The 26,408-nt window shown below is 59.5% G+C and carries 29 protein-coding genes; 13 read left to right on the plus strand and 16 right to left on the minus strand.

What is annotated here, in order from left to right; genetic code table 11:
- Positions 1-53 precede the first annotated feature (53 nt).
- The 3 genes from JFT87_RS03820 to rph are packed head-to-tail and all read right to left on the minus strand — an operon-like array spanning position 54 to position 2,096.
- A complete protein-coding gene (locus JFT87_RS03820; protein ID WP_201198936.1) occupies positions 54-947 on the minus strand; it encodes a helix-turn-helix domain-containing protein in 894 nt (297 codons plus the stop codon).
- 29 nt (positions 948-976) lie between these two features.
- Positions 977-1,345, minus strand: a complete 369-nt coding sequence (locus JFT87_RS03825; RefSeq protein ID WP_201198938.1) for a DUF4870 domain-containing protein — start codon at positions 1,343-1,345, stop codon at positions 977-979.
- A gap of 28 nt (positions 1,346-1,373) precedes the next feature.
- On the minus strand, positions 1,374-2,096 hold the full coding sequence (gene rph / locus JFT87_RS03830) for a ribonuclease PH (protein ID WP_201190467.1): 723 nt from the start codon (positions 2,094-2,096) through the stop codon (positions 1,374-1,376).
- A 270-nt stretch (positions 2,097-2,366) separates the two neighbouring features.
- Between rph and JFT87_RS03835 the strand changes: the two genes are divergently transcribed.
- The 6 genes from JFT87_RS03835 to JFT87_RS03860 all read left to right on the plus strand — a co-directional run bounded on the left by JFT87_RS03835 (position 2,367) and on the right by JFT87_RS03860 (position 7,659).
- On the plus strand, positions 2,367-3,230 hold the full coding sequence (locus JFT87_RS03835) for a YicC/YloC family endoribonuclease (RefSeq protein ID WP_201198940.1): 864 nt from the start codon (positions 2,367-2,369) through the stop codon (positions 3,228-3,230).
- A gap of 12 nt (positions 3,231-3,242) precedes the next feature.
- Entirely contained in the window at positions 3,243-3,863 is a 621-nt protein-coding gene (gene gmk, locus JFT87_RS03840) for a guanylate kinase (RefSeq protein ID WP_201198941.1), read from the plus strand.
- Between the two features lie 167 nt (positions 3,864-4,030).
- The gene (gene rpoZ, locus JFT87_RS03845; RefSeq protein WP_007894670.1) at positions 4,031-4,294 is read left to right on the plus strand and encodes a DNA-directed RNA polymerase subunit omega; all 264 of its coding nucleotides are present in this window, start codon (positions 4,031-4,033) and stop codon (positions 4,292-4,294) included.
- 57 nt (positions 4,295-4,351) lie between these two features.
- Positions 4,352-6,457 (plus strand): bifunctional GTP diphosphokinase/guanosine-3',5'-bis pyrophosphate 3'-pyrophosphohydrolase, encoded by a 2,106-nt coding sequence (gene spoT, locus JFT87_RS03850; RefSeq protein ID WP_201198942.1) that lies wholly within the window; start codon positions 4,352-4,354, stop codon positions 6,455-6,457.
- A gap of 24 nt (positions 6,458-6,481) precedes the next feature.
- On the plus strand, positions 6,482-6,862 hold the full coding sequence (locus JFT87_RS03855; protein ID WP_003229509.1) for a RidA family protein: 381 nt from the start codon (positions 6,482-6,484) through the stop codon (positions 6,860-6,862).
- 56 nt (positions 6,863-6,918) lie between these two features.
- The gene (locus tag JFT87_RS03860) at positions 6,919-7,659 is read left to right on the plus strand and encodes a hypothetical protein (RefSeq protein ID WP_201198944.1); all 741 of its coding nucleotides are present in this window, start codon (positions 6,919-6,921) and stop codon (positions 7,657-7,659) included.
- 139 nt (positions 7,660-7,798) lie between these two features.
- On the opposite strand, the gene JFT87_RS03865 is transcribed toward JFT87_RS03860, so the two are convergent.
- Positions 7,799-8,656 carry an SDR family oxidoreductase gene (locus tag JFT87_RS03865; protein ID WP_201198946.1) on the minus strand — a complete coding sequence of 286 codons (858 nt, stop codon included), beginning with the start codon at positions 8,654-8,656 and terminating at the stop codon, positions 7,799-7,801.
- Between the two features lie 189 nt (positions 8,657-8,845).
- Here JFT87_RS03865 and exbB point away from each other — a divergent pair, with 189 nt between their 5' ends.
- The 6 genes from exbB (at position 8,846) to JFT87_RS03895 (ending at position 15,765) form a co-directional block, all read left to right on the plus strand.
- A complete protein-coding gene (exbB, locus tag JFT87_RS03870) occupies positions 8,846-9,811 on the plus strand; it encodes a tonB-system energizer ExbB (RefSeq protein ID WP_201198948.1) in 966 nt (321 codons plus the stop codon).
- A gap of 6 nt (positions 9,812-9,817) precedes the next feature.
- Complete coding sequence (gene exbD, locus JFT87_RS03875) at positions 9,818-10,246, plus strand: TonB system transport protein ExbD (protein ID WP_201190481.1); 429 nt, start codon at positions 9,818-9,820, stop codon at positions 10,244-10,246.
- Positions 10,243-10,992, plus strand: a complete 750-nt coding sequence (locus JFT87_RS03880) for a TonB family protein (protein ID WP_201198950.1) — start codon at positions 10,243-10,245, stop codon at positions 10,990-10,992. The genes exbD and JFT87_RS03880 overlap by 4 nt, the downstream gene beginning before the upstream one ends.
- Before the next feature lie 278 nt (positions 10,993-11,270).
- Complete coding sequence (locus JFT87_RS03885; RefSeq protein ID WP_201198952.1) at positions 11,271-12,200, plus strand: hydrogen peroxide-inducible genes activator; 930 nt, start codon at positions 11,271-11,273, stop codon at positions 12,198-12,200.
- Between the two features lie 9 nt (positions 12,201-12,209).
- Positions 12,210-14,285 (plus strand): ATP-dependent DNA helicase RecG, encoded by a 2,076-nt coding sequence (gene recG, locus JFT87_RS03890; protein ID WP_201198954.1) that lies wholly within the window; start codon positions 12,210-12,212, stop codon positions 14,283-14,285.
- A gap of 79 nt (positions 14,286-14,364) precedes the next feature.
- Positions 14,365-15,765 carry an aminoacyl-tRNA deacylase and HDOD domain-containing protein gene (locus JFT87_RS03895; RefSeq protein ID WP_201198956.1) on the plus strand — a complete coding sequence of 467 codons (1,401 nt, stop codon included), beginning with the start codon at positions 14,365-14,367 and terminating at the stop codon, positions 15,763-15,765.
- Positions 15,766-16,043: 278 nt separating this feature from the next.
- On the opposite strand, the gene JFT87_RS03900 is transcribed toward JFT87_RS03895, so the two are convergent.
- A complete protein-coding gene (locus JFT87_RS03900) occupies positions 16,044-16,427 on the minus strand; it encodes a helicase (protein WP_201198958.1) in 384 nt (127 codons plus the stop codon).
- Positions 16,428-16,956: 529 nt separating this feature from the next.
- Here JFT87_RS03900 and JFT87_RS03905 point away from each other — a divergent pair.
- Positions 16,957-17,337 carry a DUF6124 family protein gene (locus JFT87_RS03905; protein ID WP_201198960.1) on the plus strand — a complete coding sequence of 127 codons (381 nt, stop codon included), beginning with the start codon at positions 16,957-16,959 and terminating at the stop codon, positions 17,335-17,337.
- A 62-nt stretch (positions 17,338-17,399) separates the two neighbouring features.
- Here JFT87_RS03905 and JFT87_RS03910 read toward each other — a convergent pair whose 3' ends face one another.
- From JFT87_RS03910 to JFT87_RS03955, 11 genes are all read right to left on the minus strand, one after another.
- Positions 17,400-18,503 (minus strand): hypothetical protein, encoded by a 1,104-nt coding sequence (locus JFT87_RS03910; protein WP_242487229.1) that lies wholly within the window; start codon positions 18,501-18,503, stop codon positions 17,400-17,402.
- A 74-nt stretch (positions 18,504-18,577) separates the two neighbouring features.
- Positions 18,578-19,237 carry a hypothetical protein gene (locus tag JFT87_RS03915; protein WP_242487230.1) on the minus strand — a complete coding sequence of 220 codons (660 nt, stop codon included), beginning with the start codon at positions 19,235-19,237 and terminating at the stop codon, positions 18,578-18,580.
- A complete protein-coding gene (locus tag JFT87_RS28275) occupies positions 19,228-19,569 on the minus strand; it encodes a hypothetical protein (protein WP_242487231.1) in 342 nt (113 codons plus the stop codon). The genes JFT87_RS03915 and JFT87_RS28275 overlap by 10 nt, the downstream gene beginning before the upstream one ends.
- A gap of 61 nt (positions 19,570-19,630) precedes the next feature.
- A complete protein-coding gene (locus tag JFT87_RS03920) occupies positions 19,631-20,392 on the minus strand; it encodes a lysozyme inhibitor LprI family protein (protein ID WP_201198962.1) in 762 nt (253 codons plus the stop codon).
- A complete protein-coding gene (locus tag JFT87_RS03925) occupies positions 20,389-21,234 on the minus strand; it encodes a tetratricopeptide repeat protein (protein ID WP_201198964.1) in 846 nt (281 codons plus the stop codon). Before JFT87_RS03925 ends, JFT87_RS03920 begins: the two co-directional genes overlap by 4 nt.
- A complete protein-coding gene (locus JFT87_RS03930; protein ID WP_201198966.1) occupies positions 21,221-21,769 on the minus strand; it encodes a hypothetical protein in 549 nt (182 codons plus the stop codon). The genes JFT87_RS03925 and JFT87_RS03930 overlap by 14 nt, the downstream gene beginning before the upstream one ends.
- Before the next feature lie 19 nt (positions 21,770-21,788).
- On the minus strand, positions 21,789-22,160 hold the full coding sequence (locus JFT87_RS03935) for a hypothetical protein (RefSeq protein ID WP_201198968.1): 372 nt from the start codon (positions 22,158-22,160) through the stop codon (positions 21,789-21,791).
- Positions 22,161-22,170: 10 nt separating this feature from the next.
- The gene (locus JFT87_RS03940) at positions 22,171-22,620 is read right to left on the minus strand and encodes a hypothetical protein (protein ID WP_201205067.1); all 450 of its coding nucleotides are present in this window, start codon (positions 22,618-22,620) and stop codon (positions 22,171-22,173) included.
- An 88-nt stretch (positions 22,621-22,708) separates the two neighbouring features.
- Positions 22,709-23,410: a hypothetical protein gene (locus tag JFT87_RS03945; protein WP_342367191.1), complete on the minus strand. Its 702-nt coding sequence runs from the start codon at positions 23,408-23,410 to the stop codon at positions 22,709-22,711.
- A 32-nt stretch (positions 23,411-23,442) separates the two neighbouring features.
- Positions 23,443-23,952 (minus strand): hypothetical protein, encoded by a 510-nt coding sequence (locus JFT87_RS03950; RefSeq protein ID WP_342367166.1) that lies wholly within the window; start codon positions 23,950-23,952, stop codon positions 23,443-23,445.
- Positions 23,949-26,399, minus strand: coding sequence for a PEP-utilizing enzyme (locus JFT87_RS03955; protein ID WP_201198970.1), 2,451 nt, complete (start codon positions 26,397-26,399; stop codon positions 23,949-23,951). Before JFT87_RS03955 ends, JFT87_RS03950 begins: the two co-directional genes overlap by 4 nt.
- Between the last annotated feature and the right edge of the window lie 9 nt (positions 26,400-26,408).

A 26,408-nucleotide genomic window follows, 5' to 3' on the forward strand; every position in this document is an offset into this window, starting at 1 on the left:
AGGGCGTTGCAGGCGTCGCGCCGATTCTTGCTCGATTGCCGGTACTTTCTTGCTCAGGAGTTTTGCCGGGACTGACGAAAATCCGTCGGACTGATGCCATAGGCTTTACGAAAGACTCTGGCGAAATGGCTGGAGTCGGCAAATCCACTTTCCAGGGCAACTTCCAAAACAGTCTTGCCGGAGATTTCCAAAGCGTTGCGCGCCCGTTGCAGGCGGACGGCAAGTACGCGAGCGTGAGGCGAAGTACCGAAAGCGCGTTTGAATTCGCGGGCGAAGTGGAATTCGCTCATCGCTGCGATCGCCGCCAACCGGGCGATGCAGAGTTTTTCGCAGGTGTGACGCTCAATGTAGCGCAGGGCATCCATCAGGCCTTGGCTGGCAACCATGGGCTGCGCACTCGAAAGCTCATAACTGTTCAATAAATGAGCAATCAACACCTGAACGCTCAGATCCGCCTGCTCACGGGCGCCCTGACGGTTGTCACCGATGGACAGTGCCAACTGCCGGGCAAGCAAGTGAACCACTCGGTCGTTTTGATACAGCGGCTGATGCGTTCCGCGAAATCCCGCGAAGCTCAGTCCCTGATCCTGCGCGGCAGCGGTCAACGCCTGCATGGGCAAGTGCACATGGAGGATGTCGAAAGCGCTATGAGTGTTCCAGCTCGCGGATTGGCTGGGTTGTAGCAATCGCACCTGACCACTGTGAATCGGGCCGTCCCACACCTGCTGGCCGCCAACAGCGGCACACGACTGCATAGGCGCAAGCATCACGCTGAGCAAAACATGCTCGCGTGGTTCCGTGCGCTCAAAACGATAACTGTCTGTGGAAAAGCGCTGCCAGCGGAACACCGCAGCGCCGGTCGATTGCAGACCTGTGAGGGCAGCGGCGGGTTTCATCCGCCAATCCTCGGTTTGCTGCTCGATAGAAAACGCGAAGGGCTGAGACATTGCGCACTCCGCCCGTCAGGCCCGCGAACCTACTTGATCAACCGCCAGGTAAACGGATACCGGTACGGATAACCTTCGTTGGCCTTGACCCCGGCAATGATCGTCAACACCAGTGCGCCAATGGCCACAATGCCGATCATGAAGAAACCAACGATCAGCACCATCAGCAGGAAGCAGACCAATGAGGCAATGGCGACGGTGATCTGAAAATTCAGCGCCTCCTTGCCCTGCGCATCAATGAACGGGTCACTCTCGCGCTTCATCTGCCAGAGAATCAGTGGACCAATCAGCGTGCCGAACGGAATCCAGATCCCCAGCAAGGCGGACAAGTGACAAAACATAGCCCATTGACGAACCTCTTGGCTCGGCTTGGGCAGCGGCAGTTGCTCGTCACTCATGGCGTCCTCCTTGCGTGGAACAGTCCGATCAGTCAGCCAGAGCAGCTTTCTGCAATTCGAAGATTTCGTTCATGCCTTTCTTGGCCAGTTCCAGCATCGCCGTCAGCTCTTCCGGCTGGAACGGCGCGCCTTCAGCAGTACCCTGGACTTCGATGAAGCCGCCAGTGCTGGTCATCACGACGTTCAGGTCGGTCTCGGCAGCCGAATCTTCCGGGTAGTCGAGGTCAAGCACAGGCTCGCCCTGATACATGCCTACCGAAACGGCAGCGATCATTTGCTTGAGCGGGTCGCCGCCTTTCAGGCCGCCGCGCTTCTTGATCACTTTCAAGGCATCAACCAATGCAACCATTGCGCCGGTGATCGATGCAGTACGGGTGCCACCGTCAGCCTGGATCACGTCGCAATCGACGTACAGGGTGACATCGCCCAGCTTGGACATGTCCAGCGCCGCGCGCAGGGAACGACCGATCAGACGCTGGATTTCCAGGGTGCGGCCGCCTTGCTTGCCGCGGCTCGCTTCACGCTGGTTACGCTCGCCGGTGGCGCGCGGCAGCATGCCGTATTCAGCGGTCAACCAACCTTGGCCCTGCCCCTTGAGGAAACGCGGCACGCCGTTCTCGACGCTGACGGTGCAGATGACTTTGGTATCACCGAATTCGACCAGTACAGATCCCTCGGCGTGTTTGGTGTAGTTGCGGGTAATGCGGATCGAGCGGAGCTGATCGGCAGCGCGACCACTTGGACGTTTCATAGGGGATACCTGTACGGGGGACGGAAAACTGCCGAGCATTATAGAGCCGCTGGCCGCGCCTGGGCACGTCTAAAAAATCCAGCCGACAGCTGAAGGCCGTGAAAAGCACTTAACCGACGGCCTGTAGTCCATTTGTCACACCGTGTGTTTGGGCGCATCCGCCCCACTGCGCTACAATCCTGCGCCTTGCTGCCAGTCGGCTTTAATTCATTGATATCAGGCCCGCGAAGCCCAAGGGTTTCGCGCCGGCCTGCATTGCGAGGTACCTCCATGGTGCACAGCATGACCGCCTTCGCCCGCGTCGAAAAAGCCGGCGTCCAAGGCACCCTGAGCTGGGAGCTGCGCTCGGTCAACAGCCGCTACCTGGAACCGCACCTGCGTCTGCCGGAATCGTTTCGCGACCTCGAAGGCGCCGTCCGCGAAGCCCTGCGTCAAGGCTTGTCTCGAGGCAAACTGGAATGCACCCTGCGCTTCACTGAAGAAAGCACCGGCAAAACCCTGCAAGTCGACCGCGAGCGCGCCTCGCAACTGGTCGCCGCCGCCGAGACCATCGCCAGCCTGATCAAGAACCCGGCCGCGCTGAATCCGCTGGAAGTCCTGGCCTGGCCCGGCGTGCTGGTGGGCGATGCCGCTGACCCGCAAGCCCTGAACGCCGAGGCACTGGCGCTGTTCACCCAAGGCCTGAAAGAGCTCAAGGCCGGCCGCGAGCGTGAAGGTTCCGAGCTGGCACGGTTGATCAATGAGCGTCTGACGTCCATTGAAGAAGACGTCGTGACCCTGCGTGAACTGGTCCCGCAGATGCTCGCAACCCAGCGCCAGAAAGTCCTCGACCGCTTCGCCGACATGAAAGCCGAGATGGACCCGCAGCGCCTGGAACAGGAAATGGTCATGCTCGCTCAAAAGAGCGACGTCGCCGAAGAACTGGATCGCCTGAGCACTCATATCATCGAAGTTCGCCGGGTACTCAAGTCCGGCGGCGCTGCCGGCCGGCGCCTGGACTTCCTGATGCAAGAGCTCAACCGCGAAGCCAACACACTGGGCTCCAAAGCCTTCGACCCGCGCAGCACGACGGCAGCGGTCAACCTCAAAGTGTTGATCGAGCAGATGCGCGAACAAGTGCAGAATATTGAGTAAGGCTACCCCGACATGACCCACAGCACTGGCACCCTGTACATCATTTCTGCCCCTTCGGGCGCGGGCAAGAGCAGCCTGGTCAAGGCCCTGACCGACGCTGATGAGGAGATCCGTGTCTCGGTCTCCCACACCACCCGCGCCATGCGCCCCGGTGAAGTGAACGGCGTGAACTATCACTTCGTCTCGCGCGAAGCGTTCGTGAAGATGGGCGAGCATGGCGACTTCCTCGAGCGCGCCGAAGTGTTCGGCAACCTCTACGGCACGTCGCAAAGCCACCTGCAGCAGACCCTGGACGCAGGCCACGACCTGATTCTGGAAATCGACTGGCAAGGCGCCGAGCAAGTACGCAAGTTGATGCCCCAGGCCCGCTCGATCTTCATTCTGCCGCCGTCCCTGCAGGCCTTGCACCAGCGCCTGACCAATCGCGGCCAGGACAGCGACGAAATCATTGATGGCCGGATGCGTGAAGCTGTCAGCGAGATGAGCCACTACGTCGACTACGACTACCTGATCATCAATGACGATTTCGCCCATGCACTTCACGATCTGAAGGCGATTTTCCGTGCCAATCAGCTGCATCAAAAGCGTCAGCAGCAGCGCCACGGAAAACTTTTGGCCGAATTGCTCGGCTAAACAGCTCTTCCCAAAACCGCTGCAAGGGCTTTACATTGGCACTTGCAGCGCGTTGAAGGGCTTGGTCAAAAAATCAGCGCTTCCCTAATCGCTGGTGATTTTTTAAACTGTTGAGTCCGCTCGCCCAACCGGGCAGCGCGCATATTGCATTCGCTCCGAGGAATACCATGGCCCGCGTAACCGTTGAAGACTGCCTGAACCACGTGGAAAACCGTTTTGAGCTGGTCATGCTGTCCACCAAACGTGCCCGTCAACTGGCCACCGGCGGCAAAGAGCCACTGGTTCAGTGGGAAAACGACAAGCCTACCGTTGTAGCGCTGCGTGAAATCGCTGAAGGCCTGATGAGCTACGAGTTCATCGCCAATGCTGAAATCGTCGAAGACGAACCGCTGTTCGCAGCGTTCGAGGACGAGTCCAACGAGGCCGTCTAAGCCTATGCCTGGTCGACGTAGCACGGCGCGGGGTCACAGCGAACGGCAGGAGTCATCATGCCGAGCATAGACGCCCTCGCCGATCGCTTATCGACCTACCTCGGCAATGACCAGGTCAACCTGGTCCGCCGAGCGTATTTCTACGCCGAACAAGCCCACGACGGCCAACGCCGCCGCAGCGGCGAGGCGTACGTCACGCATCCTCTTGCGGTGGCGAATATTCTTGCCGACATGCATATGGACCATCAGAGTTTGATGGCGGCCATGCTGCATGACGTGATCGAAGACACCGGCATTGCCAAGGAAGCGCTGCAAGCGCAGTTCGGCGAAACCGTGGCCGAACTGGTCGACGGGGTCAGCAAACTGACCCAGATGAACTTCGAGACTAAGGCCGAAGCCCAGGCCGAAAACTTCCAGAAAATGGCCATGGCCATGGCACGCGACATTCGCGTGATCCTGGTCAAGCTGGCCGACCGCCTGCACAACATGCGCACGCTGGAAGTGCTGTCCGGCGAAAAACGCCGACGCATCGCCAAGGAAACCCTGGAAATCTATGCGCCCATCGCCAACCGGCTGGGCATGCACGCCATCCGCATAGAATTCGAAGACCTCGGCTTCAAGGCCATGCACCCGATGCGTTCCGCGCGGATCTACCAGGCGGTCAAGCGCGCCCGGGGCAACCGCAAGGAAATCGTCAACAAGATCGAAGAGTCCCTGAGCCACTGCCTGGCGATTGATGAAATCCAGGGCGAGGTCAGCGGACGCCAGAAACACCTCTACGGCATCTACAAAAAAATGCGCGGCAAGCGTCGGGCCTTCAACGAGATCATGGACGTCTATGCGTTCCGGATCATTGTCGACAAGGTCGATACCTGCTACCGCGTACTGGGTGCTGTGCACAATTTGTACAAACCGTTGCCGGGGCGCTTCAAGGATTACATCGCGATCCCCAAGGCCAACGGCTATCAGTCGCTGCACACCACACTGTTCGGCATGCACGGTGTACCGATCGAGATCCAGATCCGCACCCGTGAAATGGAAGAGATGGCCAACAACGGCATCGCCGCCCACTGGCTGTACAAATCCAGCGGTGACGAGCAGCCAAAAGGCACCCACGCCCGCGCCCGCCAGTGGGTCAAAGGCGTGCTGGAAATGCAGCAACGCGCCGGCAACTCGCTGGAATTCATCGAAAGCGTGAAGATCGACCTGTTCCCGGACGAGGTCTACGTGTTCACGCCAAAAGGCCGGATCATGGAGCTGCCCAAAGGCTCCACGGCGGTCGACTTCGCTTACGCGGTGCATACCGACGTCGGCAACAGTTGCATCGCCTGCCGGATCAACCGTCGTCTCGCGCCGCTGTCCGAACCGCTGCAAAGCGGCTCCACGGTCGAGATCGTCAGCGCTCCTGGCGCACGGCCGAACCCGGCGTGGCTCAACTTTGTCGTCACCGGCAAGGCGCGGACCCACATCCGCCATGCGCTGAAACTGCAGCGCCGCTCCGAATCCATCAGCCTCGGCGAACGCCTGCTGAACAAAGTGCTCAACGGTTTCGACAGCACGCTGGAAAAAGTCCCGGCCGAACGCGTCAAGGCGATGCTCATCGAGTACCGCCTGGAACTGATCGAAGATCTGCTCGAAGACATCGGCCTGGGCAATCGCATGGCCTATGTGGTCGCCCGCCGCCTGCTGGGCGAAGGCGAACAACTGCCGAGCGCGGAAGGTCCGCTGGCAATTCGCGGCACCGAAGGCCTGGTACTCAGCTACGCCAAGTGCTGCACGCCGATCCCGGGCGACCCGATTGTCGGGCACCTGTCCGCCGGCAAAGGCATGGTTGTGCACCTGGACAACTGCCGCAATATCAGCGAAATCCGCCACAACCCGGAAAAATGCATCCAGCTCTCGTGGGCCAAGGATGTCACCGGCGAATTCAACGTCGAGCTTCGCGTCGAACTGGAACATCAGCGCGGCCTGATCGCCCTGCTGGCCAGCAGCGTCAACGCGGCCGACGGCAATATCGAAAAAATCAGCATGGATGAGCGCGATGGTCGCATCAGCGTGGTCCAACTGGTGGTCAGCGTGCACGACCGTGTGCACCTGGCCCGCGTGATCAAGAAACTGCGCGCCTTGACCGGGGTGATTCGCATCACCCGCATGCGTGCCTAAGCCCACTATTACAAGGAGTCATTCATGACCAAAACAGTTATCACCAGCGACAAGGCCCCGGCCGCCATCGGTACTTATTCCCAGGCGATCAAGGCTGGCAATACCGTTTACATGTCGGGCCAGATTCCTCTGGACCCAAAAACCATGGAACTGGTCGAAGGCTTCGAAGCCCAGACCGTCCAGGTGTTCGAGAACCTGAAAGCCGTGGCTGAAGCTGCTGGCGGCTCGTTCAAAGACATCGTCAAACTGAACATCTTCCTCACCGACCTGAGCCACTTCGCCAAGGTCAACGAGATCATGGGCAAGTACTTTGACCAGCCGTACCCTGCCCGCGCCGCCATCGGCGTTGCAGCCCTGCCAAAGGGTTCGCAGGTAGAAATGGACGCCATTCTGGTCATCGAGTAATACATCCGGCGCAGCCCCAACAGGTTGCGCCGACTTCGTTTTGAAAGGATTCCACCATGCGCAAAGCGCTTGCCTTCTCCCTGCTCGCCGTTTTTCTCGGCGGCTGCGCCAGCAATCCTGCCGACCGCGACATCAGCGGCACCTGGATCAACCAGGTGGCCATCGATGCTGCCTCCAAGGGCAGCCCCCTGCGCGAAGCGTTGCAGGCTTACGGCCCGAATCTGGAATGGGACGTCAACACCAAGGCCGGTCAGGCCCGCTACACCAACGGTTTTGAAAACGTCGAAGGCAAGCTGCTGGGCGACAAGTCCGGCGCCTGGAAAGTCGACTTCTATGGCAGCTCTGCCAGCGAGCTGAAACGTGACGGCAAGCAACTGAGCCAGGCCGCCAACGACAACGAACCGGCGCAGGTCTTCGATCGCGCGCTGATCCCGGTACCGGAAGGCGCGCCGATTGGCGCCAGCTTCGAGCGTGCACTGTATTCTTCGTACATGGGCGGTAGCTGGAAAGTCATCAGCGGCCCGGGTGAAGGCAACGCCGTGCAATTCGAGGCCGACGGGCAAGTGGCCGGTTTGTCGGGCGCGGACCGTTATGCCCTGTGCCTGGCAGGTGATTGCGCTTCGATGAGCGGCGGCAATGACAACATGTGGCTGCAACTGAACGGCCAGGGCAACACCTGGATCTTTGCGCGCAAGGGTAAAGAGCTGGAAATTTTCCAGGCCGTGAACACGGCCGGAGCGGATGAAATGCCTTCGTTCACGCCGGGCCAGCGGCAGTGGTTGCTCGAGAAGCAGTAATAAGGATCTAACTACAAGAAGATCCCCTGTGGGAGCGAGCTTGCTCGCGATGGCGGCATAACAATCAACGATGATGTTGGATGTTAGGGCCTCATCGCGAGCAAGCTCGCTCCCACATTTGTTTTCGGGTGACCGGAAGTCAGCAACGGCCTTCGAGAATCGCTGCATACCCTTCGCGATAACTTGGGTACTTCGGCACCCAGCCCAACGCTTTCGCCCGGGCATTGCTGCAGCGCTTGCTGCCAGTGCGGCGCACGCTCGCGTCTTCGGCCCATTCGGTCACACCCAGGTACTCCCGCAACCAGCCCACCACGTCGGCCAACGGCGCCGGCGCATCATCGACGCCGATGTAGACGTCATCCAACGCCACATCACGATGATCCGCTTCAAGTAGAAACGCCATCAACCCGGCCGCGTCGTCGGCGTGAATGCGGTTGCCGTACAGCGGTGGATCAGTCACTACGCGATAACCGCCGCGCACTTGGGTCAGCAACCTTTCGCGGCCAGGGCCGTAGATCCCGGTCAAACGCACGATGCTCGCCGGGATGCCACTGCCGAGCGCCACCTGCTCGGCCTCCAGCATCAGTCGCCCCGAAAAACCACCGGCCGCCGTCGGCGAGGTTTCATCGACCCACTCGCCACCCTCCTGACCGTAGACACTGCTACTGGAGACAAACAGCAAGCGTTTAGGTACCTGCCCGTAGTCGTTCAGCCACTCAAGTACATACTGCAAGCCCTGGACATAGGCGGCGCGGTACCCGGCTTCATCGTGATCGGTAGCCGCCGCGCAATACACCAGGTAATCCACCGCACCGATTGGCCAGGTCTCTGGACAGTCTTTATTGAACAAGTTGCCGGCAACACCAATCACCCCTTCGGGCAGACGTGAGATGTCACGCCGCAATCCGTGAACCTCCCACCCAAAACCCAGCAATTGTGTGGCCAGACGGCTGCCGACATCACCGCAGCCGGCGATCAAAACAGATGGCGCGGACATCAGAACACTCCCTCAGGAAAGGTACAGACTAGCGCCCGTAAAGGACGAGCGGCTAGCAATGGAGGAAAAAAAGAGAAGCCATTACTTTTGTTAACAAGAATTAATTGCAATAATGCCAGCCACTTTTGTTCTCGGCCTTACGAGGCCTGGAAGAACATTTACCCTATTTTCCTCTCAGGTCCGGCCAGCATGACACGCAATCTATTTCCCGCTTCGCCAACCAAACGACCTCGCGCCTGGAGCGCTGTGGCCGCCCTGCTGCTCAGCCTGATGCTGGCGCCGATCGCCGCTTTCGCTGATGCACAAGCACCAGCCACTCCGGCAGCCGCTACTGCTCCGGCCCCTGCTGATCATGCTGCTGCACCGGCCGCAACCGACCCGGCTCAAGCCGTGGACGCCACTGCTGACGACGCACCTGAAGTCCTCGAGCCCGACAACTCTCTGGGCATGGCCCACGACCTGTCGCCATGGGGCATGTACCAGAACGCCGATATTATCGTGAAAATCGTGATGATCGGTCTGGCCATCGCCTCGATCATCACCTGGACCATCTGGATCGCCAAGGGCTTCGAGCTGATGGGCGCCAAGCGTCGTCTGCGGACCGAAATCGTCCACCTGAAGAAAGCCGCCACCCTTAAAGAAGCCAGCGCTTCGGCGACCAAGGAAGGCACCCTCGCCAACCTGCTGGTTCACGATGCCCTCGAAGAAATGCGCCTGTCGGTCAACAGCCGCGAGAAAGAAGGCGTCAAGGAACGTGTCGCCTTCCGTCTTGAGCGTCTGGTTGCAGCCTGCGGTCGTAACATGAGCAGCGGCACCGGCGTACTCGCCACCATCGGCTCCACCGCGCCGTTCGTTGGCCTGTTCGGTACCGTATGGGGCATCATGAACAGCTTCATCGGCATCGCCAAAACCCAGACCACCAACCTCGCCGTTGTAGCCCCCGGCATTGCCGAAGCCCTGCTGGCCACTGCGCTGGGTCTGGTTGCGGCGATTCCTGCCGTGGTGATCTACAACGTCTTCGCCCGCTCCATCGCCGGTTACAAGGCGCAGGTTTCCGATGCGTCGGCAGAAGTCCTGCTGCTGGTCAGCCGCGACCTGGATCACCTGCCGCCCGAGCGCAGCAGCTCGCAACCGCACATGGTGAAAGTGGGGTAATCGGCCATGGGCCTGCATTTGAAAGAAGGCGCAGACGACGATCTGGCCGAGAACCACGAAATCAACGTCACGCCGTTTATCGACGTGATGCTGGTGCTGTTGATCATCTTCATGGTGGCCGCTCCGTTGGCCACGGTGGACATCAAGGTCGACCTGCCCGCCTCCAGCGCCAAACCGGCGCCACGGCCAGAGAAACCGGTGTTCCTCAGCGTAAAAGCTGACCAACGCCTGTTCCTCGGCGAAGACGAAGTGAAAGCCGAAGCCCTCGGCGCCACGCTCGACGCCAGGACCAAGGGCAAGAAAGACACGACGATCTTCTTCCAGGCCGATAAAGGCGTGGACTACGGCGACCTGATGAGCGTGATGGACAACCTGCGCTCTGCCGGTTACCTGAAGGTGGGTCTGGTCGGTCTCGAGTCGGCAGTCAAGAAATGAACACAACGCGCCATAAGCTGACGCGTTACGGCGGGAGCCTGGCCGTGGTGCTGGGCGTCCATGCGCTGGCCATTGCGCTGGCGTTGAACTGGACGGCACGCCCACCGATCGAGCTGCCACCGCAGGCGATGATGGTGGAGTTGGCGCCGGTTCCGGCCCCGCCACCGCCCGCACCGCCAAAGGTCATCACGCCACCGCAGCCACCGGCGCCGGTAGAAGAGCTGCCGATACCGAAACTGGCTGAAGTGCCGAAGGCCGAGATTGCCGTGCCGAAACCGGTTAAACCCAAGCCAAAGCCTCAACCGCCCAAGCCTGTGGAGAAAAAACCGGAGCCGCCGAAGGAAAAACCGTCCGAGGCAAAACCGAGCGACGCGCAACCGACTCAGGCACCGACCGAGAAGTCCGCGCAGCCAGCTCCGGGGCCTTCGCCCGCCCAGCAGGCCGCCAAGGCCAGTTGGCAAGGCACGTTGCTGGCTCACTTGGCCAAGTACAAGAAGTACCCGGCAAGTGCGCAATCTCGGGGCAAGGAAGGGTTGAACCGCCTGCGCTTCGTGGTCGATGCCGAAGGTAATGTGTTGTCGTTTGAACTGGTGACCGGCTCTGGCAACGCCGATCTGGACCGGGCCACCCTGGAAATGATCAAACGCGCACAACCACTGCCCAAGCCACCGGCCGATATGCTGAACAACGGCTCTATCGAAATCGTTGCACCGTTTGTTTACTCGCTGGAAAAACGCCGGCGTTAAGTCACCGCAAATCCCCCTGTGGGAGCGGGCTTGCTCGCGAATGCGGTGTATCAGCCAACAAAGATGCTGGATGTGATGGCCTCTTCGCGAGCAAGCCCGCTCCCACAAGGGATCGCTGGCAGCAGGGATATTTGTGAAAGGCACCCGAAAGGTGCCTTTTACATATCCGCCAGCGGCAAACCTGCATTGCCTTGTGTCACTCAACACACTCAGTCTGATAACGTGCGTCTATCGATTGCAGCCGGTATGCTTGGCCCGCAACTTCATGGACGCTCGCTATGACTCTTACAGAATTACGCTACATCGTTACCCTCGCCCAAGAGCAGCACTTCGGCCATGCGGCCGAGCGTTGCCACGTCAGCCAGCCGACCCTGTCGGTGGGCGTGAAAAAGCTTGAAGACGAACTCGGTGTGCTGATTTTCGAGCGCAGTAAGAGCGCCGTGCGCCTGACTCCGGTCGGTGAAGGCATCGTGGCCCAGGCGCAAAAGGTCCTGGAGCAAGCCCAAGGCATCCGCGAACTGGCCCAGGCCGGCAAGAACCAATTGACCGCCCCGCTGAAAGTCGGCGCGATCTACACCGTCGGCCCGTACCTGTTCCCGCACCTGATTCCACAACTGCACCGGGTCGCCCCGCAGATGCCGTTGTACATCGAAGAAAACTTCACCCACGTGCTGCGCGACAAACTGCGCAACGGCGAGCTCGACGCGATCATCATCGCCCTGCCGTTCAACGAAGCCGACGTGCTGACCCTGCAACTCTATGACGAGCCGTTCTACGTCCTGATGCCGGCCCAGCACCCGTGGACCCAAAAAGAAACCATCGACGCCAGCCTGCTCAACGACAAGAGCCTGCTGCTGCTCGGCGAAGGCCACTGCTTCCGCGATCAAGTGCTGGAAGCCTGCCCGACGCTCGGCAAAGGCAACGACGGCGCCAAGCACACCACGGTGGAATCCAGCTCCCTGGAAACCATCCGCCACATGGTCGCCTCCGGCCTCGGCATCTCGATCCTGCCGCTGTCGGCAGTGGACAGCCACCATTACGCCCCCGGCGTGATCGCCGTGCGTCCACTGTCGCCACCGGTGCCGTTCCGCACCGTGGCCATCGCCTGGCGCGCGAGCTTCCCGCGGCCGAAGGCGATTGAAATCCTCGCTGACTCCATTCGCCTGTGCTCGGTGGCCAAGCCCGCTGCGCCGGTGGTTGCGGGTTAAGTCGCTGCCATGACCGAGTTGTCGCAAGTGTCGGTGACGGCACTCAAAGGTGTCGGCGAAGCCATGGCCGAGAAATTGGCCAAGGTTGGCCTGGAGAATCTCCAGGACGTGCTGTTTCACCTGCCATTGCGCTATCAGGACCGCACTCGTGTGGTCCCGATTGGCCACTTGCGACCGGGGCAAGACGCGGTGATCGAAGGCACCGTCAGCGGCGCCGACGTGGTCATGGGCCGCCGCCGCAGCCTGGTGGTGCGGATACAGGACGGCACCGGCGGTCTGAGCCTGCGCTTCTACCATTTCAGCAACGCCCAGAAAGAAGGCCTCAAGCGCGGCACGCGAATTCGCTGTTACGGCGAAGCGCGGCCCGGTGCGTCCGGGCTGGAGATCTACCACCCGGAATACCGCGCCATCACCGGCGACGAGCCGCCGCCAGTGGATGAAACCCTGACGCCGGTTTACCCGCTCACCGAAGGCCTGACCCAACAGCGTTTGCGCCAACTGTGCATGCAAACCCTGACCCTGCTCGGCCCCAGCAGCCTGCCCGACTGGCTGCCGACCGAACTGGCCCGGGACTATCAACTCGCGCCGCTGGCCGATGCGATCCGCTACCTGCATCACCCGCCCGCCGATGCCGACGTCGACGAACTCGCCCTCGGTCATCACTGGGCCCAACACCGTTTGGCCTTCGAAGAACTGCTGACGCATCAACTGTCCCAGCAGCGCCTGCGCGAAAGCATGCGTTCCCTGCGCGCACCGGCGATGCCGAAAGCCACCAAGCTGCCGCCCAAGTACCTGGCCAACCTCGGCTTCACGCCGACCGGCGCCCAGCAACGGGTCGGCAATGAAATCGCCTACGACCTCAGTCAGCACGAGCCGATGCTGCGGCTGATCCAGGGCGACGTCGGCGCCGGTAAAACCGTGGTCGCCGCCCTCGCCGCGCTGCAAGCGCTGGAGGCCGGCTATCAAGTCGCGCTGATGGCGCCGACCGAGATTCTTGCCGAACAGCACTTCATCACCTTCAAGCGCTGGCTCGAACCGCTGGGCATCGAAGTCGCCTGGCTGGCCGGCAAGCTCAAGGGCAAGAACCGCGTCGCCGCACTGGAACAAATCGCCAGCGGCACGCCAATGGTGGTCGGCACCCACGCGCTGTTCCAGGAAGAAGTGCAGTTCAAGAACCTCGCGCTGGCGATCATCGACGAACAACACCGCTTCGGCGTCCAGCAGCGTCTGGCATTGCGGCAGAAAGGCGTTGGCGGGCGGATGTGTCCACACCAACTGATCATGACCGCCACGCCGATTCCACGGACGCTGGCCATGAGCGCCTACGCCGACCTCGACACCTCGATCCTCGACGAATTGCCACCCGGCCGCACCCCGGTCAACACCGTGCTGGTCACCGATACCCGGCGCGTCGAAGTCATTGAGCGAGTGCGCGGCGCCTGTGCCGAAGGGCGTCAGGCCTACTGGGTTTGTACGCTGATCGAAGAGTCGGAAGAGCTGACCTGTCAGGCCGCCGAAACCACCTACGAAGACCTCACTGCCGCCCTCGGCGAGCTGAAGGTCGGGTTGATCCACGGCCGCATGAAGCCCGCCGAGAAAGCCGCGGTCATGGCCGAATTCAAGGCCGGCAACTTGCAACTGCTGGTCGCCACCACGGTGATCGAAGTCGGCGTCGACGTGCCCAACGCCAGCCTGATGATCATCGAAAACCCCGAGCGCCTCGGCCTGGCGCAACTGCACCAGTTGCGCGGTCGCGTCGGGCGGGGCAGCGCCGCCAGCCATTGCGTGCTGCTCTACCATCCGCCGCTGTCACAGATCGGTCGTCAGCGCCTGGGCATCATGCGCGAAACCAACGACGGTTTTGTCATCGCCGAAAAGGACCTCGAACTGCGCGGCCCCGGCGAAATGCTCGGCACGCGCCAGACCGGTCTGCTTCAATTCAAGGTCGCCGACCTGATGCGCGATGCCGACTTGCTGCCCGCCGTACGTGACGCGGCTCAGGCATTGCTGGAGCGCTGGCCGGATCATGTCAGCCCGTTGCTCGATCGCTGGCTACGTCATGGGCAGCAATACGGCCAAGTGTGAGCAGCGTCTCAGTTTCTGGACCATCGTTCCGAGCAAGCTGGTTATACTCCTGCAATTGTTTCAAAAGCGGATACACACCATGACCGAAGCTGCCCTCGCCCCAGAACCCCCGCACGCTCCGTCTGTAATTCGGCTGCTGCTCGGCAAGCTGGGCATCGCCTACGAAGAAGTTCTCGACCATCACGGCCTGAACGCCGCGCGCAAAGTGCAGGCCGTTTTGCTCGATGATGCGGTCGGCGCGCTCATGGTGCTGTTCCCGCAAAGCCAATTGCTGGACCTCAATCGCCTCGCCGAACTGACTGGCCGCCGATTGACCGCCGTCTCGACCGAACGCCTGGAAAAAATGCTCGGCAAACACAGCCTGAGCCTACTGCCGGGCCTGCCGGCGCTGACCAGTTCGCCGTGCCTCTACGAAGAAAGCCTGCTGCGCGAACCGACGTTACTGATCAACTCGGGCGAGCCTGGCGTACTGCTGGAAATTAGCAGCGAAGCCTTCAAGTCCATGCTGACCAAAGCCAGTGCCGCCAACTTCGGCGAAGCCCTGACCAGCATCCGCCCGAACCTTGACCGCCCTGACGATGACCGCGAGGAAATCACCCAGGCCGTTCAAGCATTCACCGCGCGGCGCATCCAGCAACGTCTGGAAGCGACCATCGAGATTCCGCCGCTGGCTGAAACGGCGCAAAAAATCATCAAGCTGCGGGTCGACCCCAACGCCACCATCGACGACATCACCGGCGTCGTCGAAACCGACCCGGCGCTGGCCGCGCAAGTGGTGAGCTGGGCGGCGTCGCCGTACTACGCCTCGCCGGGCAAGATTCGTTCAGTGGAAGACGCCATCGTCCGGGTGCTGGGTTTCGACCTGGTGATCAACCTGGCGCTGGGCCTGGCCCTGGGCAAAACCCTGAGCCTGCCCAAAGACCACCCGCAACACACCACGCCGTACTGGCAGCAATCGATCTACACCGCCGCCGTCATCGAAGGCCTGACCCGCGCCATGCCCCGCGCCCAGCGCCCGGAAGCCGGCCTGACCTACCTCGCGGGCTTGCTACACAACTTCGGCTACTTGCTGCTGGCCCACGTCTTCCCGCCGCACTTCTCGCTGATCTGCCGTCACCTGGAGGTCAACCCGCACCTGTGCCACAGCTATGTTGAACAACATCTGCTGGGCATCAGCCGCGAACAGATTGGCTCGTGGCTGATGCGCTACTGGGATATGCCGGATGAGTTGGCCACGGCGCTGCGCTTCCAGCACGATCCGGGTTATGACGGCGCGTATGCTGAGTACCCGAACCTTGTGTGCTTGTCAGTGCGTTTGTTGCGTAGCCGCGGGATTGGGTCCGGGCCGGATGAAGACATTCCGGATGCGTTGCTGGAGCGGGTTGGTTTGACTCGCGACAAGGCGAATGATGTGGTCAGCAAAGTGCTTGAGGCTGAAGTGCTGCTGCGCGAACTGGCTTCGCAATTCTCCCAAGCCTAAAAGCTTCGCTGGCAAGCCTCGCTCCTGTAGGAGCAAGGCTTGCCCGCGATGAATTCCCCCGATTTACCTGACTCACAAAAAAACCTGTTGTGAAGGGATTTAGCGAAACGTCGCACCGCACCGTTCGGCTGCGTAGCAGTCGCAAACCCAGCCAACAATGTGTTTCAGAAAAACCGAGGTCTCAGGTTTTGGGGCCGCTTCGCAGCCCAGCGGGGCGGTGCGACGTTTCGCTAAATCCCCTCGCCACAACAGTTCTTCTACTCAGGTCCTTCTACTTCTCAAGCCTTAGGCTTGGGTTTGCGCGGCTTCAAATACTTGGTCAACCCCTGAAACCAGATCACCAGCGCCGGGTTGCCCTTAATCTGAATCGACTTGTCCTGAATCCCCGTCATAAACGCCAACTGCTTGTTCTTCGCCTGCATCGTGGCAAAGCCATACGCCGCATCTTTAAAGGCAATCGCAAACGCCGGCTCGGCATACACGCCGGACTTACTGGTGATGCGCTGATCCTTCACCCGGAAATGCCGCGCGACTTTCCCGTCCAGGGTCTGTAATTGGAATACAAGCTCCTTGTCACCCAACTGCTGTTGAAATGCAGGATTAGTCCGACTGGCCTTACCCATCAACAAACCCAGCATCCACAGAAGAAAACGAAATTTCATGCGCAAAGCCTCAAAGGAAAATGAACGGCTGGCGGAGTGTAAGGGATTCGCACAATAACGCCACTATCCGCCACTGTTGGAAGAGGATGCAGACCATTTCCCGCACGATGACCACCAAGTCACGATACAAAGTCCAGCCACCGACCATTCCTACACCTTAAGAATCACATTCATGTAGGAGCTGCCGAAGGCTGCGATCTTTTGATCTTCCGCCCCGCACATCTATGGGAAATTTCCTGCAAACCGCGGGGCTGTCCATGAACTAGGCGAGCAGGTGCGATGTGGATAGGCTTTGTGTGTCATCGCAAAATCGGTGACTCGGACGTGCAAGTCCGGAATTGGTACACAATCGGTTATGGCTATTCATTGAGCGTTTTCTTATGCTCGCGAATTGTTATGGCGGCTGTGTGTGGGAGACCTTCGGGTCTGCCGGTCTACCGATTCCGGTCTTGCACACCTATACACAGCTGCCACCACCTTTTCGAAGTGCGAGCGAAATGGTGCTAGCTCATTAAATCGGTATTACTAAATGATCAAACCAACACCTAATCCACCCGACGACTTATCCACATCCCCCTACGAATCCCTCGATTCCAGAAAACTCCACGAAGCCGCCGAACGCGCCCTCGACTACCACCTCGGCCCCAACCCCGAGGCGAAAACCAAACCCAAACCCCGCAAAGGCGCGCTGTTCAGCGTCTCCCCCGACATCGACACCGAAGCCCTCCTGGCCAACGCGTCCGAAGACCTCCTGTCCATCAGCACCATCGCCGCCAACCTGGCCGACGACATCGACGGCCCACGACGCTCCGTCGCATTGGCGCTGAGCCGATTGGCGGATGGCGTGAGACTGATGGTGGAAGGCACGCTCGACCACATCGAAATACGGCGCGCGGCGATCAAGCCGTAGCCAGAGGTTTGGATGAAAAAAGGGGACGGTAAGTCCCCTTTTCTGATCCTAAGCCAAAGCGACTAGCGAAAGTCCTCTGCGCTTTTTGCGCGTGCTTCCAACCCGAAGTCCGCCAATCGGTGGACGTAAGCGTTGCCACCGGCATTGCAAGACTGGCGGAACACAACTTTGTCCTCTTTGAGCACCTTCAGATAACTCACGAATGCCTGACTAACGAAGTAGGTGTAGGCACCGCTTTTGAACTTGATGATGTTCAGGTTCACGCTGCCTTCCGACGCATCAACAACGAAGATTTTGCCCTTGGGCGGCAAAACCGTCTTCGGATAGACCATCTCTATTTTTCCCGGAATACCATATCGGTACTGAACAGAACCGGCCGTGGGTTTGCTGTTTCCGCGCGCACAAATGGAAACCGTCTTGCCGCCCTGTAACGGGCAACTGAAATAAATGTCTTCGTCGTCCGAACACAACGTTCCATCCTGCCCGCCCTTCAATAGCGCTGTTTCTTGCGAAACGCGTTCTGGTGTTTGAGCGACATCGGCACAATTGGACAAACACACCAACTTGGAAAGATCCGGAACATCGCTTTCAGTAAACAGGTACGTCGCTGAGCCCTCACGATTGCGGGCGTGGTAAACGGGAACACTGACGGCCAGCCCCTTGGCAGACACCGGCACTTCGGCATCCCGGCCCGAGACGACCCAGCCTTCGGCCTCCCCGCACAACTCCTCCAAGGCGACTTCATTGAACGAATCTTTCGTTGGCACGGTGAACGGCTTGGCATCACCTCGGCAATCGTAGCCATGCCAGTAAGGCCCGGTGTTCATATCAATGTCTATCGAGAAGATATAGGCGCCGTCGAGTACCACTTTGCCGCTGTCGTAGGTAAAAACCAGCCAACGACGCGACTTCGCCTGTGAGGAGTTTTCTTCCTCCAGGATGTAACGCTCGCCATCTCGATACAGCCAGAAAACACTCATCGCGCCCGCCGATACCGGCCTTTCGGAGAGACGTTGCCCGGACTTTGCGTCCACCAAGAAATCGTCTTTCAGCGCCAGCGCACAGTCGCTGCCGACGTCCCTACACGACTTGAGCGACGGAAACATCGGCCCCGCTGCCACAGAGAAAGAACACAGCAACAGCGCGACCAAACCTAATCTTTTCAACTTGCCTTCCTGTCATGATTTACGGGTCTGATTGAACAGAAGGCATTTCGCCTCTGAACCCTGTGCCCTGCGTTCTAAAGCGAGTAATCCATCACTTCTTTCAACTGCCAACACTGCCCACGCTCAAACCGATACTCGAAGACATAGTCGGTATCCGGTTTCTGCAGGATTGCGGTCGCTTTGTTGCCCCGCTCTTCCTTGACGGTCAACGTCAGGCCCTGGCCCTCTCGCTTTGCCAGATCCGGAATGATTGGAAACTTGAGTTCGTCACCGCTGAGGCTGCGTTTTTGCATCTCAGGCTCAGGATCGCCCGCCACGGTAGTGACCATTTGCAGCGGTTGCAGGACGAAAGCCTTTTGCACGTCAGCGCGCTCGGAAAACGCAGCGAGGAACACTGAAAACTCGGGTGAAGGACAAGCTACTCGGAGCACGCCGCCGGTGGTTTCGGGCGACTTCTGGCGCAGGTCCTGTTGAAGCTTTGAATCAGCAATGATCTTTGCATCGAGGTCTGCCAAGCGCTTTTTGATACTCGCCGCATCCTTGTAGGCACACACAACATCGACGCCGTTTTCAAGGTCTCGGCCGTCTCGGCAATCCTGCAATTCGGGATCTGGTGGATCACCGCGAAAAAAACGCAACGACAACTGTTCGCCCTGCTTGATGAGTGGCAATTCCAGCGTCCAATAGGTGTAGCCTTCGAAACCACCGTTTGACTCTTTTTGCCTCATGAGCACGTACAGGGACTTCCCCGCTCGCTCAGGGAATTTGCGTTCGAAAAAAACACCGATGTGACTTCTTCACCCACGAGCGGCGCCACAAACGAGAGTTCTGGCTTCGTGGCACTCATCGTCGTGTAAAAAACCTCACCACCGGGGACGTAGGCACCTGTCGTCTGACCTTTGAGCGTGTTCTTCAAGAACAGCACGGTGATCTTCTGCTCGCCCACTGATGCCACCACCGGCAGATGCATTTGCTTGATGGTTTGCAAGTCATCCGCAGTTGCCGGTTCCGCGTTAAGACCGATGATCGATGCGAGCAAGCACACACAACTTGAAAACCTGTTCACTTCCATTACTTCCTTGTTGATCGACGAATTGATCAGTCTTCAATAACTAGCGCGAGGGGCATCACGATGATTCAGGTGCGCCACATTTCAGCTCTTTGATTTGCTCGTTCTGAATCGGAATCACACAGGCCAGCCGCTTCTCCCCGGGCGCACTCCGCTCGGTCAGGCGGAGCGTTACGTGTAACCCATCCTCGGCAAACGCATGATCCTTGAAACCCGCGTCGGCATAGTCGCTCCAGAACGTCTTGCCATCGAAACTGCAAAACTGCCTGGACGACAGCACTCTCCAGTTGCCGTCGGGCGCGAGGATCTGAACAGTCAGGCAAGGATTGCTGAAGGTACTGACGTAGCGAGCCACGACATCGCCGTAGCGTTGAGAGGAAGATTGCGACACTAGACTGATATTGGTCACATCACTCGGTCGATCAGAGGCGATAGCGTCCAGATAACCAGCGCGCTCAAGACTTATCCGTGCCACACACAAGCTGACCATCAAGGACTGTGCCTGGGAGCCGGGTTGGACTTCTGTGGCTTCCAGCAGGCACGTTGTGTCGCGCAACTTGAGCCAGGCACGTTGTGAATCTTTGGCTATCGCCATGAAAGCCTCAGCTTCTGCTGGGTCTTCTGCTCGCTCTGACGCGAAGCGCGCCATCAGCTTTTTGTAACTGGCATTCAGTTTCGCGTCGGCCGCCTTACCTTCGGCTTCAATGCATTCAAGGTATTGCCAGCTCACGGTAATGACTTTGCAATTATTCTCAGCGAACGCGGTTGAAGCGAACAGCAGTCCAAAGGACAACGCGATAAAGCGCACCAACCTGTTCAATTTTTCATTCCCTGAAGTTCGGATCGCTCAGCGACTCGTTGCGGAATTTTCTGTGCCTTGCCAGCAGCAGTCATCGCTTCGCCGTACTCGCGGTAATAACGCTGTGCTTCGTCTTTCTTGTTCAATCGCCACAGTGAATCCGCGATGTTCAGCATCAACACTGTGCGTTTGCCGACCGCCTCAACACCGCGATAAAACTTCAGCGCCAGCTCATCTCTACCGCCCTCGGCCAAGTAAAAACCCAGGTCGTTGTAGGCCTGAACGTTTTGCGCCGGGGGATGGCACGCCATGTAGGATTCGGGACTTAAAAAGTCCAGGCTGCCTTCGATGGAGTTAGCGCGGGACTGCGCAGTTTTAATCGTCGAGATGTATTTCAACCAGTCCTTTGGGGACTGCGTTTCCAGGGTGGGCGTGAGGACTTCGCCATCTTCCGAAAACCACTGATTACCCACCCATTTGCCGAGACAAAAACGAGGAGAGCGCTCAGCCAGCACGCAACCGGTCTCCATCGAAATCACATCGCAATGCTGTTGCGACACCAGTTTTTCTTCTTGATTCTCATCCGACAACATGCCGAAGACGACCGGGTCGAGCAACAAGGTTTTCTTGTCAGGGCTGAGCCAATCGGAGTGTCCATCGGCGCCAACGTCGGCGCTGAAGACTGGGAAGGTTTTGCCATTGGCGGTGAACCATGCAGTCGTCGAATCCACACCGGGCAACGTCCATTTCGTCGCCCGAAACGTCACAGTATTTCCGTTCACGCCTACTACTGGTGGATCCTCGGCAAAGGCACTGGCGGTGACCAACAGACTGCCAAGCAACACCCACTTAACGCTGGCCATATTCAATCCTTTTCACCGCCGAGCTTGGCGATTGCAACTGCCTTTTGGTAACGCCATACGCCTCAATCAGCTCCTCCCAGGAACCCTTCGAACCAAACGAGCGCTGGGTATTGTCGAAGCTGTATTGCTCCAGTCGCCCGGCGGTCGAGTAATACCCGTGCCACTCCGGGCAGGCACCGCAACCGCCGTAGCCACCGATTGAAACAAGGCTGCCCTTGCTGCCTGTCACGCAATCCATTGCCACCACCACGTTGTTCAACATCTTCGTCTTCGCACCGTCGGAGGTACGTTGCAGAACTTTACCGATGTCACGCCGCAGCACTTTGCCGCCGATATTGATGGTCTGGTCAGAACAAACCGCGATGAGGTGGGTTTCCGCGTCATCCACCGTCACCGATCGACACGACGACACCAAGACCACTTCAACCCCACCGCACTGCATCACGTCGCGCTGGGTGTAGGCATCCGCCGGCGCTGCATACGCAGGCGCGCAGAGCAGCAACGCGAGGCTGCCCGCGAGATAAAACTGATTCATCGAGAATTCCCTTTCGCCGTTATCCTGCCTGTTTTTCCGTCAGGCATTTTGCGTAGCCATCGGCGAACCTGGCGTCGAAGGACAACGTCACCGGCTCGTCCAGTTCGGCCGAGGTGTTGAGCAATACGCGTGTCGCCGGGGTGTATTTGATCCAGCCGATGGTGCCGGTGCCATCGGTGTCGAAGAACAGCTGAGCACGGACCATGTCTCCATTGTCCTCATCAATCAGCAGATTGACCTTGTCCTTGCCGACATACTGAAACGGGAAATCGCTGCTCCTGACCATCTCGGTGAGGTAGCCATAGCAACTGCCTTCACTGGCACTCGCCGGCAGGGCGAAAGGCAAAAGCAGCAGCGCGCTCAGCACGTACCGAATGAAAAAACGGTTCATCCCATCATCCTTATTCAAGCGGCGGCGATTCCGTGTCGGCCATGGTCAGCAGCCGAAATTCGTTGTTCACAAACTCGTAGTAACGATCCCGGTTGACGCTCTCCAGCGAATTCCCCTGGGCGTCTTCTTCGCCGTCGAGGGTGATGCCGGTGATGAAGATCAAGCGGCTGTCGGGTTGGTACGCCATGGCGAACGTGCTGCCGTCGTAGGCATTCGGCAGGCCCCCGACCACTTTTCCGGTTTGTGCATCGAGCACTTCGGCGCAGATGGCACCGCCGCCACAACCCAGTGGGTTGATGATGTAGTGGCCGGCGAAGTTGACCTTGCCTTTCAGGGCCTTCGCTCGCGCACTGTCAATCACCGGGTTGCTGTTTTCCTGCGGCACCAGCGCAGGGTGAGTGCCGGTGAAGACCGGGGTGACGGTGTAATCCTTGAAATCCGGGTCGGCGGCGAAAGCCATGGAAGAGACCGCCAGCAGCAAGCTGCCGAGTAGAACCAAAAATCCTTTCACGCTGTAACTCCATCTGTGCGACGTATCGTCGGGATGCTCATTCGAAGGCGATGCTGCGCACCGCTGTCTTGATCTGTTTGAAGCCTGCGGCGCTGATCGACAACGGCGTGGCCGAGCCTGATTCGGCAGCACCGATCAGCACCTGCTCACCTTGCATCAGGCAGAAGGCGATACGGCTGAATTGAGGTTGATGCGGTGGGTGGTAGCCGATGATGAACCCCGACGACTTCGCGCCCTGCAGTGACTCAAAGGCATAGGTCTGCGGATCACCCGCCAGCGCTGTTGGCCGCCAGCCGTTTTCGGTCAAGGTCGCCGGGCACTTGCGGTCATTGGCCTCGCGCAGCAGTTGCAGTTCGATCGTGTCATCCGCTGGCGGCAGCGTCGTCAGGGAGGAAAAGCTGCCGAGGTTTTCACACATCATCCCGAACCATGGCTGAGTCCGATTGGCCAACGTTTCGAAATTCCATTCATAGCCGCTGGATGTCGGCGCTTGCCACAAGTGCGGTGCGCTGGAGGGATCGGGCAGTTGTTGGGAGGCGATGAATATCAGATCGGGTGCGTTGAATTGCAGCCACTGATTATGCGCAAGCGTCATTGAAAAATGGCAGGGGGTCATGTCGACCGAGGCTTCGGTGGGCCCCTGGACAACCGGCCGCTGGCCTGTCGAGTTGCCGACCGACACGGTACTTTCGGCCACGGCCTGGACGGCCGGCATGAGCGTGAGAAGGCTGATCAACACTGCGTGCAGGCATCGAAACTTCATAGAGCCCATTACTCGGCCAGCCCTTCGTAAAGCTGTGTTTGTGGGTTGAATTGCCACAGGTGGGGACGCGTCATCGCTTCTTCGCCCTTGTAGCGAATCTGGCCGTGCTTGTCCCTGACGTAGGAGTAGATTTCGATGTCTTTTACATCACCGCCGTTCTTGGGCGGGCCGTCCAGAACCTTGACCCCGGCGAAGTAATCACCTCCCGTGTGTTTCAAATAACCGCGGCACTGGATCAGGAAGGCATACGTCATATCACCTGCTGAGCCGTGACTTGAATATGAGAGAAAAATGAAGTCATCCTGGCCGTCGCCATTAAGGTCACCCTGATACACGACCTTGCCTTCTTCCAGGGAGAAATGGCCGTCGTAGAACGACGAATGCACATCAATCTTTCGATCTGCACTTTCCATCCATTGCGAGAGAAAGTTCTTGGTATCGCTACTCTCGTTGCACAGATCCGTCGCCATGCCAGCCATTGGCATACAGCTCATCAATAACACCAGCAGTCGTTTCACTTCATATCCTTTGATTTCATCAGTTCCAACTCCCCATCCCGATACAACACCTCACGCCCCACCCACCCCACATCCACCTGCGGCAACACCGCCGAAGGCTTGCGCAACTCCCGCAGCAAAGTAGAACCATGAGACAACCGCCCACCCATTCGCGCAATCACCGCCCGCGCGGCCTGATAGTGCGCATGCCGCCCAGGGTCCAGCGTGTCTTCGAGCAAAATGTCTCCACCCAAAATCCCCTGCACCTGCCCCGGATAAATCATGAACCCGGTTGCTTGTTCCGTACCTTCGCGGCCGTCCTGCCAGAAGCTGCCGTCGCGGGTTCGAATGTCCGGATGCGGTGCGAACCAGTGCGCCCGGTCGGCCATCGGCATGGCGTGATGGAGGCGGAAGAAGATCCGCATCAGGTTGTCGCGGTACCACTCGCGCACTTGCAGGTAGTAGCCGCGCAGGCCCGACAGGCTGGTTGAATGGGCGACGCGGATCAGCGCGGGCCATTGCGGGAAGGCTTGCAGCGGCAGGTCGGTCGAGGCCGGGCGCGGTGTGCCTGGATCGGTTTCCCACGGCAGTCGATGCGGACTGTTTTCGAGGTTGTCATACGCAGTTGGCGGGCGGCCAAACAGGTCGCCGCCGCTGCTGGCCAACGCCGTGGCGATGCACAGATTGCCCTGCACCACGAACACATAAAACCGGGTGAACCAGTCCGCCAGTTGCTGGCCGTCGGCACTTTGGGCGATGAGTTCGGAGAGTTCCTGATCGAAGCGCTGCAAACCCCTTTCCAGCGTCAGCAAATGCCCGCGAGCGATACGTTGCATGCGTAGAAACAGTGGCAGAGAACGTACTAGACGCAACGGTCGCCAAGGCAGATGCGGTGTCGCGCCACCCACTTCTCCGGCGTAGCTGCTGGCAGAAATGCCCCAGTCCGCCAGCCGCGCCAGAAACAGATCATTGTTGATGTACGAAGCACCGCCAAACACCGCGGTGAACGGCTCATTGTCCTGCAACACCCGCGAATCCCAACGCGCCATGATCGCCGGAATACTCGCCGCCGCACGTCGTTGCGCATATTCCACGAACACGCTCGGTTGCGGCGGCAGGATCTCGGCGATGTTGGCGGCGGTCAGGTGTCGGCGCCAGCCGTAATCGCTGATCGGCCGGTATTGCAGCAGCCAGAGTTGCTGGCCATCCCAGGCCCATTCGACGTCGCCGGGCACGTAGTGAAAGACCCGCAACACGCCTTGCAGAAAGCGCCACAACAGCTCCGCCGTCAGCCCGTGGGATGGCTTGAACGTGTCGCTGCTCCACGACTCGCCGAGGCGGGAAATGATCGCGCGTTCGGGGCTGACCTGACCGTCGGCCAGCGACTCCAAGTGCCCTTCGACCCATTCCAGTTCCACCGACAGATGCCGCACAAACCCAATCCCGGACAGCTGCGGCGTGATGAAGCGCTGCACCACGACTTCTTCCACACCCTCGGAGCTCAGTTCGGCAATCCGCGCCGGAACATTCACCGTCGGTTCGCGCAGGAATGTGGTGCTCAACCCGGCGTTCGCCGCGTCAGCCTGATCCTCGCCAAAACTGGAAGAACGCACCGCCCACGTGGCGTCCGGTTGACTGGCGAGGAACGCAGGCAACCGCGAATCAAGAGCATCGTTGAGCGACAGCGCCGGCGGCACCGCTTGCCCGGCCAACTCGGCCAGACGCAAACGGCCACCCTTGGTGTGCGCCACAAACCCACGCTCGCCCGACTCCAGCCACGCGGCGAATTCCGCTGGCGAGTCGATCCACGGGTAATGCCCCCAGCCGGTTTTCAAACTGATCGTCAGATCCGCGCGGGCCAGAATCGCCGACCACGCGGCAGCCTGGGCGATGCCGAGTACGTTGTCCTGATCGCCCCACACCAGCTCAACCGAGTCGGTGATCCATTCCAGCAGCGGCAACGCCGTATCGGCGCGCACCAGATCCCAGTGCGGCACAAACGCGCGGCACCGCGCATACCCGGCGCCCATGCGCTGGTACTGCGCGGGCGTCCAGGTCTGGTTGGAGAATTTGTGCGCGAAGACCGCCGGTTTGTTCGACAGCAACCAATGAATGGTCTTGCGAATCGGCAACGGCGACATCAACGCCGGCAGCCGTCGCTGCCACAAAAACGCCCCGACCGGCGCCAGCAACACGCTGCGACAAAAATGCCCAGGCGAACGTTGCAGCGCGTGCAACACCAGCAGCGCGTTGACCCCGACCGCCATGATCGCGCTGCCCTTCACCGTCATCGCCAGCAACGCCTGCGCGTACGCAGCGAGGTCCTCGCACGGCGCTTGAGGATTGTTGCCGAACCCCGGCAGTTCCAGCGGCACAACCTGATAGCGCTGAAAGTGCGGCAACGCGTCATCCCACCAATCGGCGGCGCTGCCGTTGCCGGCCAGCAGGTACATCAACGGCTTGCTCATGGACAGTCC

It is taken from the genome of Pseudomonas sp. TH15 (genome assembly GCF_016651105.1).
In the GTDB taxonomy this organism is placed as follows: Bacteria; Pseudomonadota; Gammaproteobacteria; order Pseudomonadales; family Pseudomonadaceae; genus Aquipseudomonas.

Coding starts and splice junctions, on each gene's coding strand:
- JFT87_RS03820 (WP_201198936.1), bottom strand. CDS start 947: ATGTCTCAGCCCTTCGCGTTTTCTATCGAGCAGCAAACCGAGGATTGG.
- JFT87_RS03825 (WP_201198938.1), bottom strand. CDS start 1,345: ATGAGTGACGAGCAACTGCCGCTGCCCAAGCCGAGCCAAGAGGTTCGT.
- rph (WP_201190467.1), bottom strand. CDS start 2,096: ATGAAACGTCCAAGTGGTCGCGCTGCCGATCAGCTCCGCTCGATCCGC.
- JFT87_RS03835 (WP_201198940.1), top strand. CDS start 2,367: ATGGTGCACAGCATGACCGCCTTCGCCCGCGTCGAAAAAGCCGGCGTC.
- gmk (WP_201198941.1), top strand. CDS start 3,243: ATGACCCACAGCACTGGCACCCTGTACATCATTTCTGCCCCTTCGGGC.
- rpoZ (WP_007894670.1), top strand. CDS start 4,031: ATGGCCCGCGTAACCGTTGAAGACTGCCTGAACCACGTGGAAAACCGT.
- spoT (WP_201198942.1), top strand. CDS start 4,352: ATGCCGAGCATAGACGCCCTCGCCGATCGCTTATCGACCTACCTCGGC.
- JFT87_RS03855 (WP_003229509.1), top strand. CDS start 6,482: ATGACCAAAACAGTTATCACCAGCGACAAGGCCCCGGCCGCCATCGGT.
- JFT87_RS03860 (WP_201198944.1), top strand. CDS start 6,919: ATGCGCAAAGCGCTTGCCTTCTCCCTGCTCGCCGTTTTTCTCGGCGGC.
- JFT87_RS03865 (WP_201198946.1), bottom strand. CDS start 8,656: ATGTCCGCGCCATCTGTTTTGATCGCCGGCTGCGGTGATGTCGGCAGC.
- exbB (WP_201198948.1), top strand. CDS start 8,846: ATGACACGCAATCTATTTCCCGCTTCGCCAACCAAACGACCTCGCGCC.
- exbD (WP_201190481.1), top strand. CDS start 9,818: ATGGGCCTGCATTTGAAAGAAGGCGCAGACGACGATCTGGCCGAGAAC.
- JFT87_RS03880 (WP_201198950.1), top strand. CDS start 10,243: ATGAACACAACGCGCCATAAGCTGACGCGTTACGGCGGGAGCCTGGCC.
- JFT87_RS03885 (WP_201198952.1), top strand. CDS start 11,271: ATGACTCTTACAGAATTACGCTACATCGTTACCCTCGCCCAAGAGCAG.
- recG (WP_201198954.1), top strand. CDS start 12,210: ATGACCGAGTTGTCGCAAGTGTCGGTGACGGCACTCAAAGGTGTCGGC.
- JFT87_RS03895 (WP_201198956.1), top strand. CDS start 14,365: ATGACCGAAGCTGCCCTCGCCCCAGAACCCCCGCACGCTCCGTCTGTA.
- JFT87_RS03900 (WP_201198958.1), bottom strand. CDS start 16,427: ATGAAATTTCGTTTTCTTCTGTGGATGCTGGGTTTGTTGATGGGTAAG.
- JFT87_RS03905 (WP_201198960.1), top strand. CDS start 16,957: ATGATCAAACCAACACCTAATCCACCCGACGACTTATCCACATCCCCC.
- JFT87_RS03925 (WP_201198964.1), bottom strand. CDS start 21,234: ATGGCCAGCGTTAAGTGGGTGTTGCTTGGCAGTCTGTTGGTCACCGCC.
- JFT87_RS03930 (WP_201198966.1), bottom strand. CDS start 21,769: ATGAATCAGTTTTATCTCGCGGGCAGCCTCGCGTTGCTGCTCTGCGCG.
- JFT87_RS03935 (WP_201198968.1), bottom strand. CDS start 22,160: ATGAACCGTTTTTTCATTCGGTACGTGCTGAGCGCGCTGCTGCTTTTG.
- JFT87_RS03940 (WP_201205067.1), bottom strand. CDS start 22,620: ATGGCTTTCGCCGCCGACCCGGATTTCAAGGATTACACCGTCACCCCG.
- JFT87_RS03955 (WP_201198970.1), bottom strand. CDS start 26,399: ATGAGCAAGCCGTTGATGTACCTGCTGGCCGGCAACGGCAGCGCCGCC.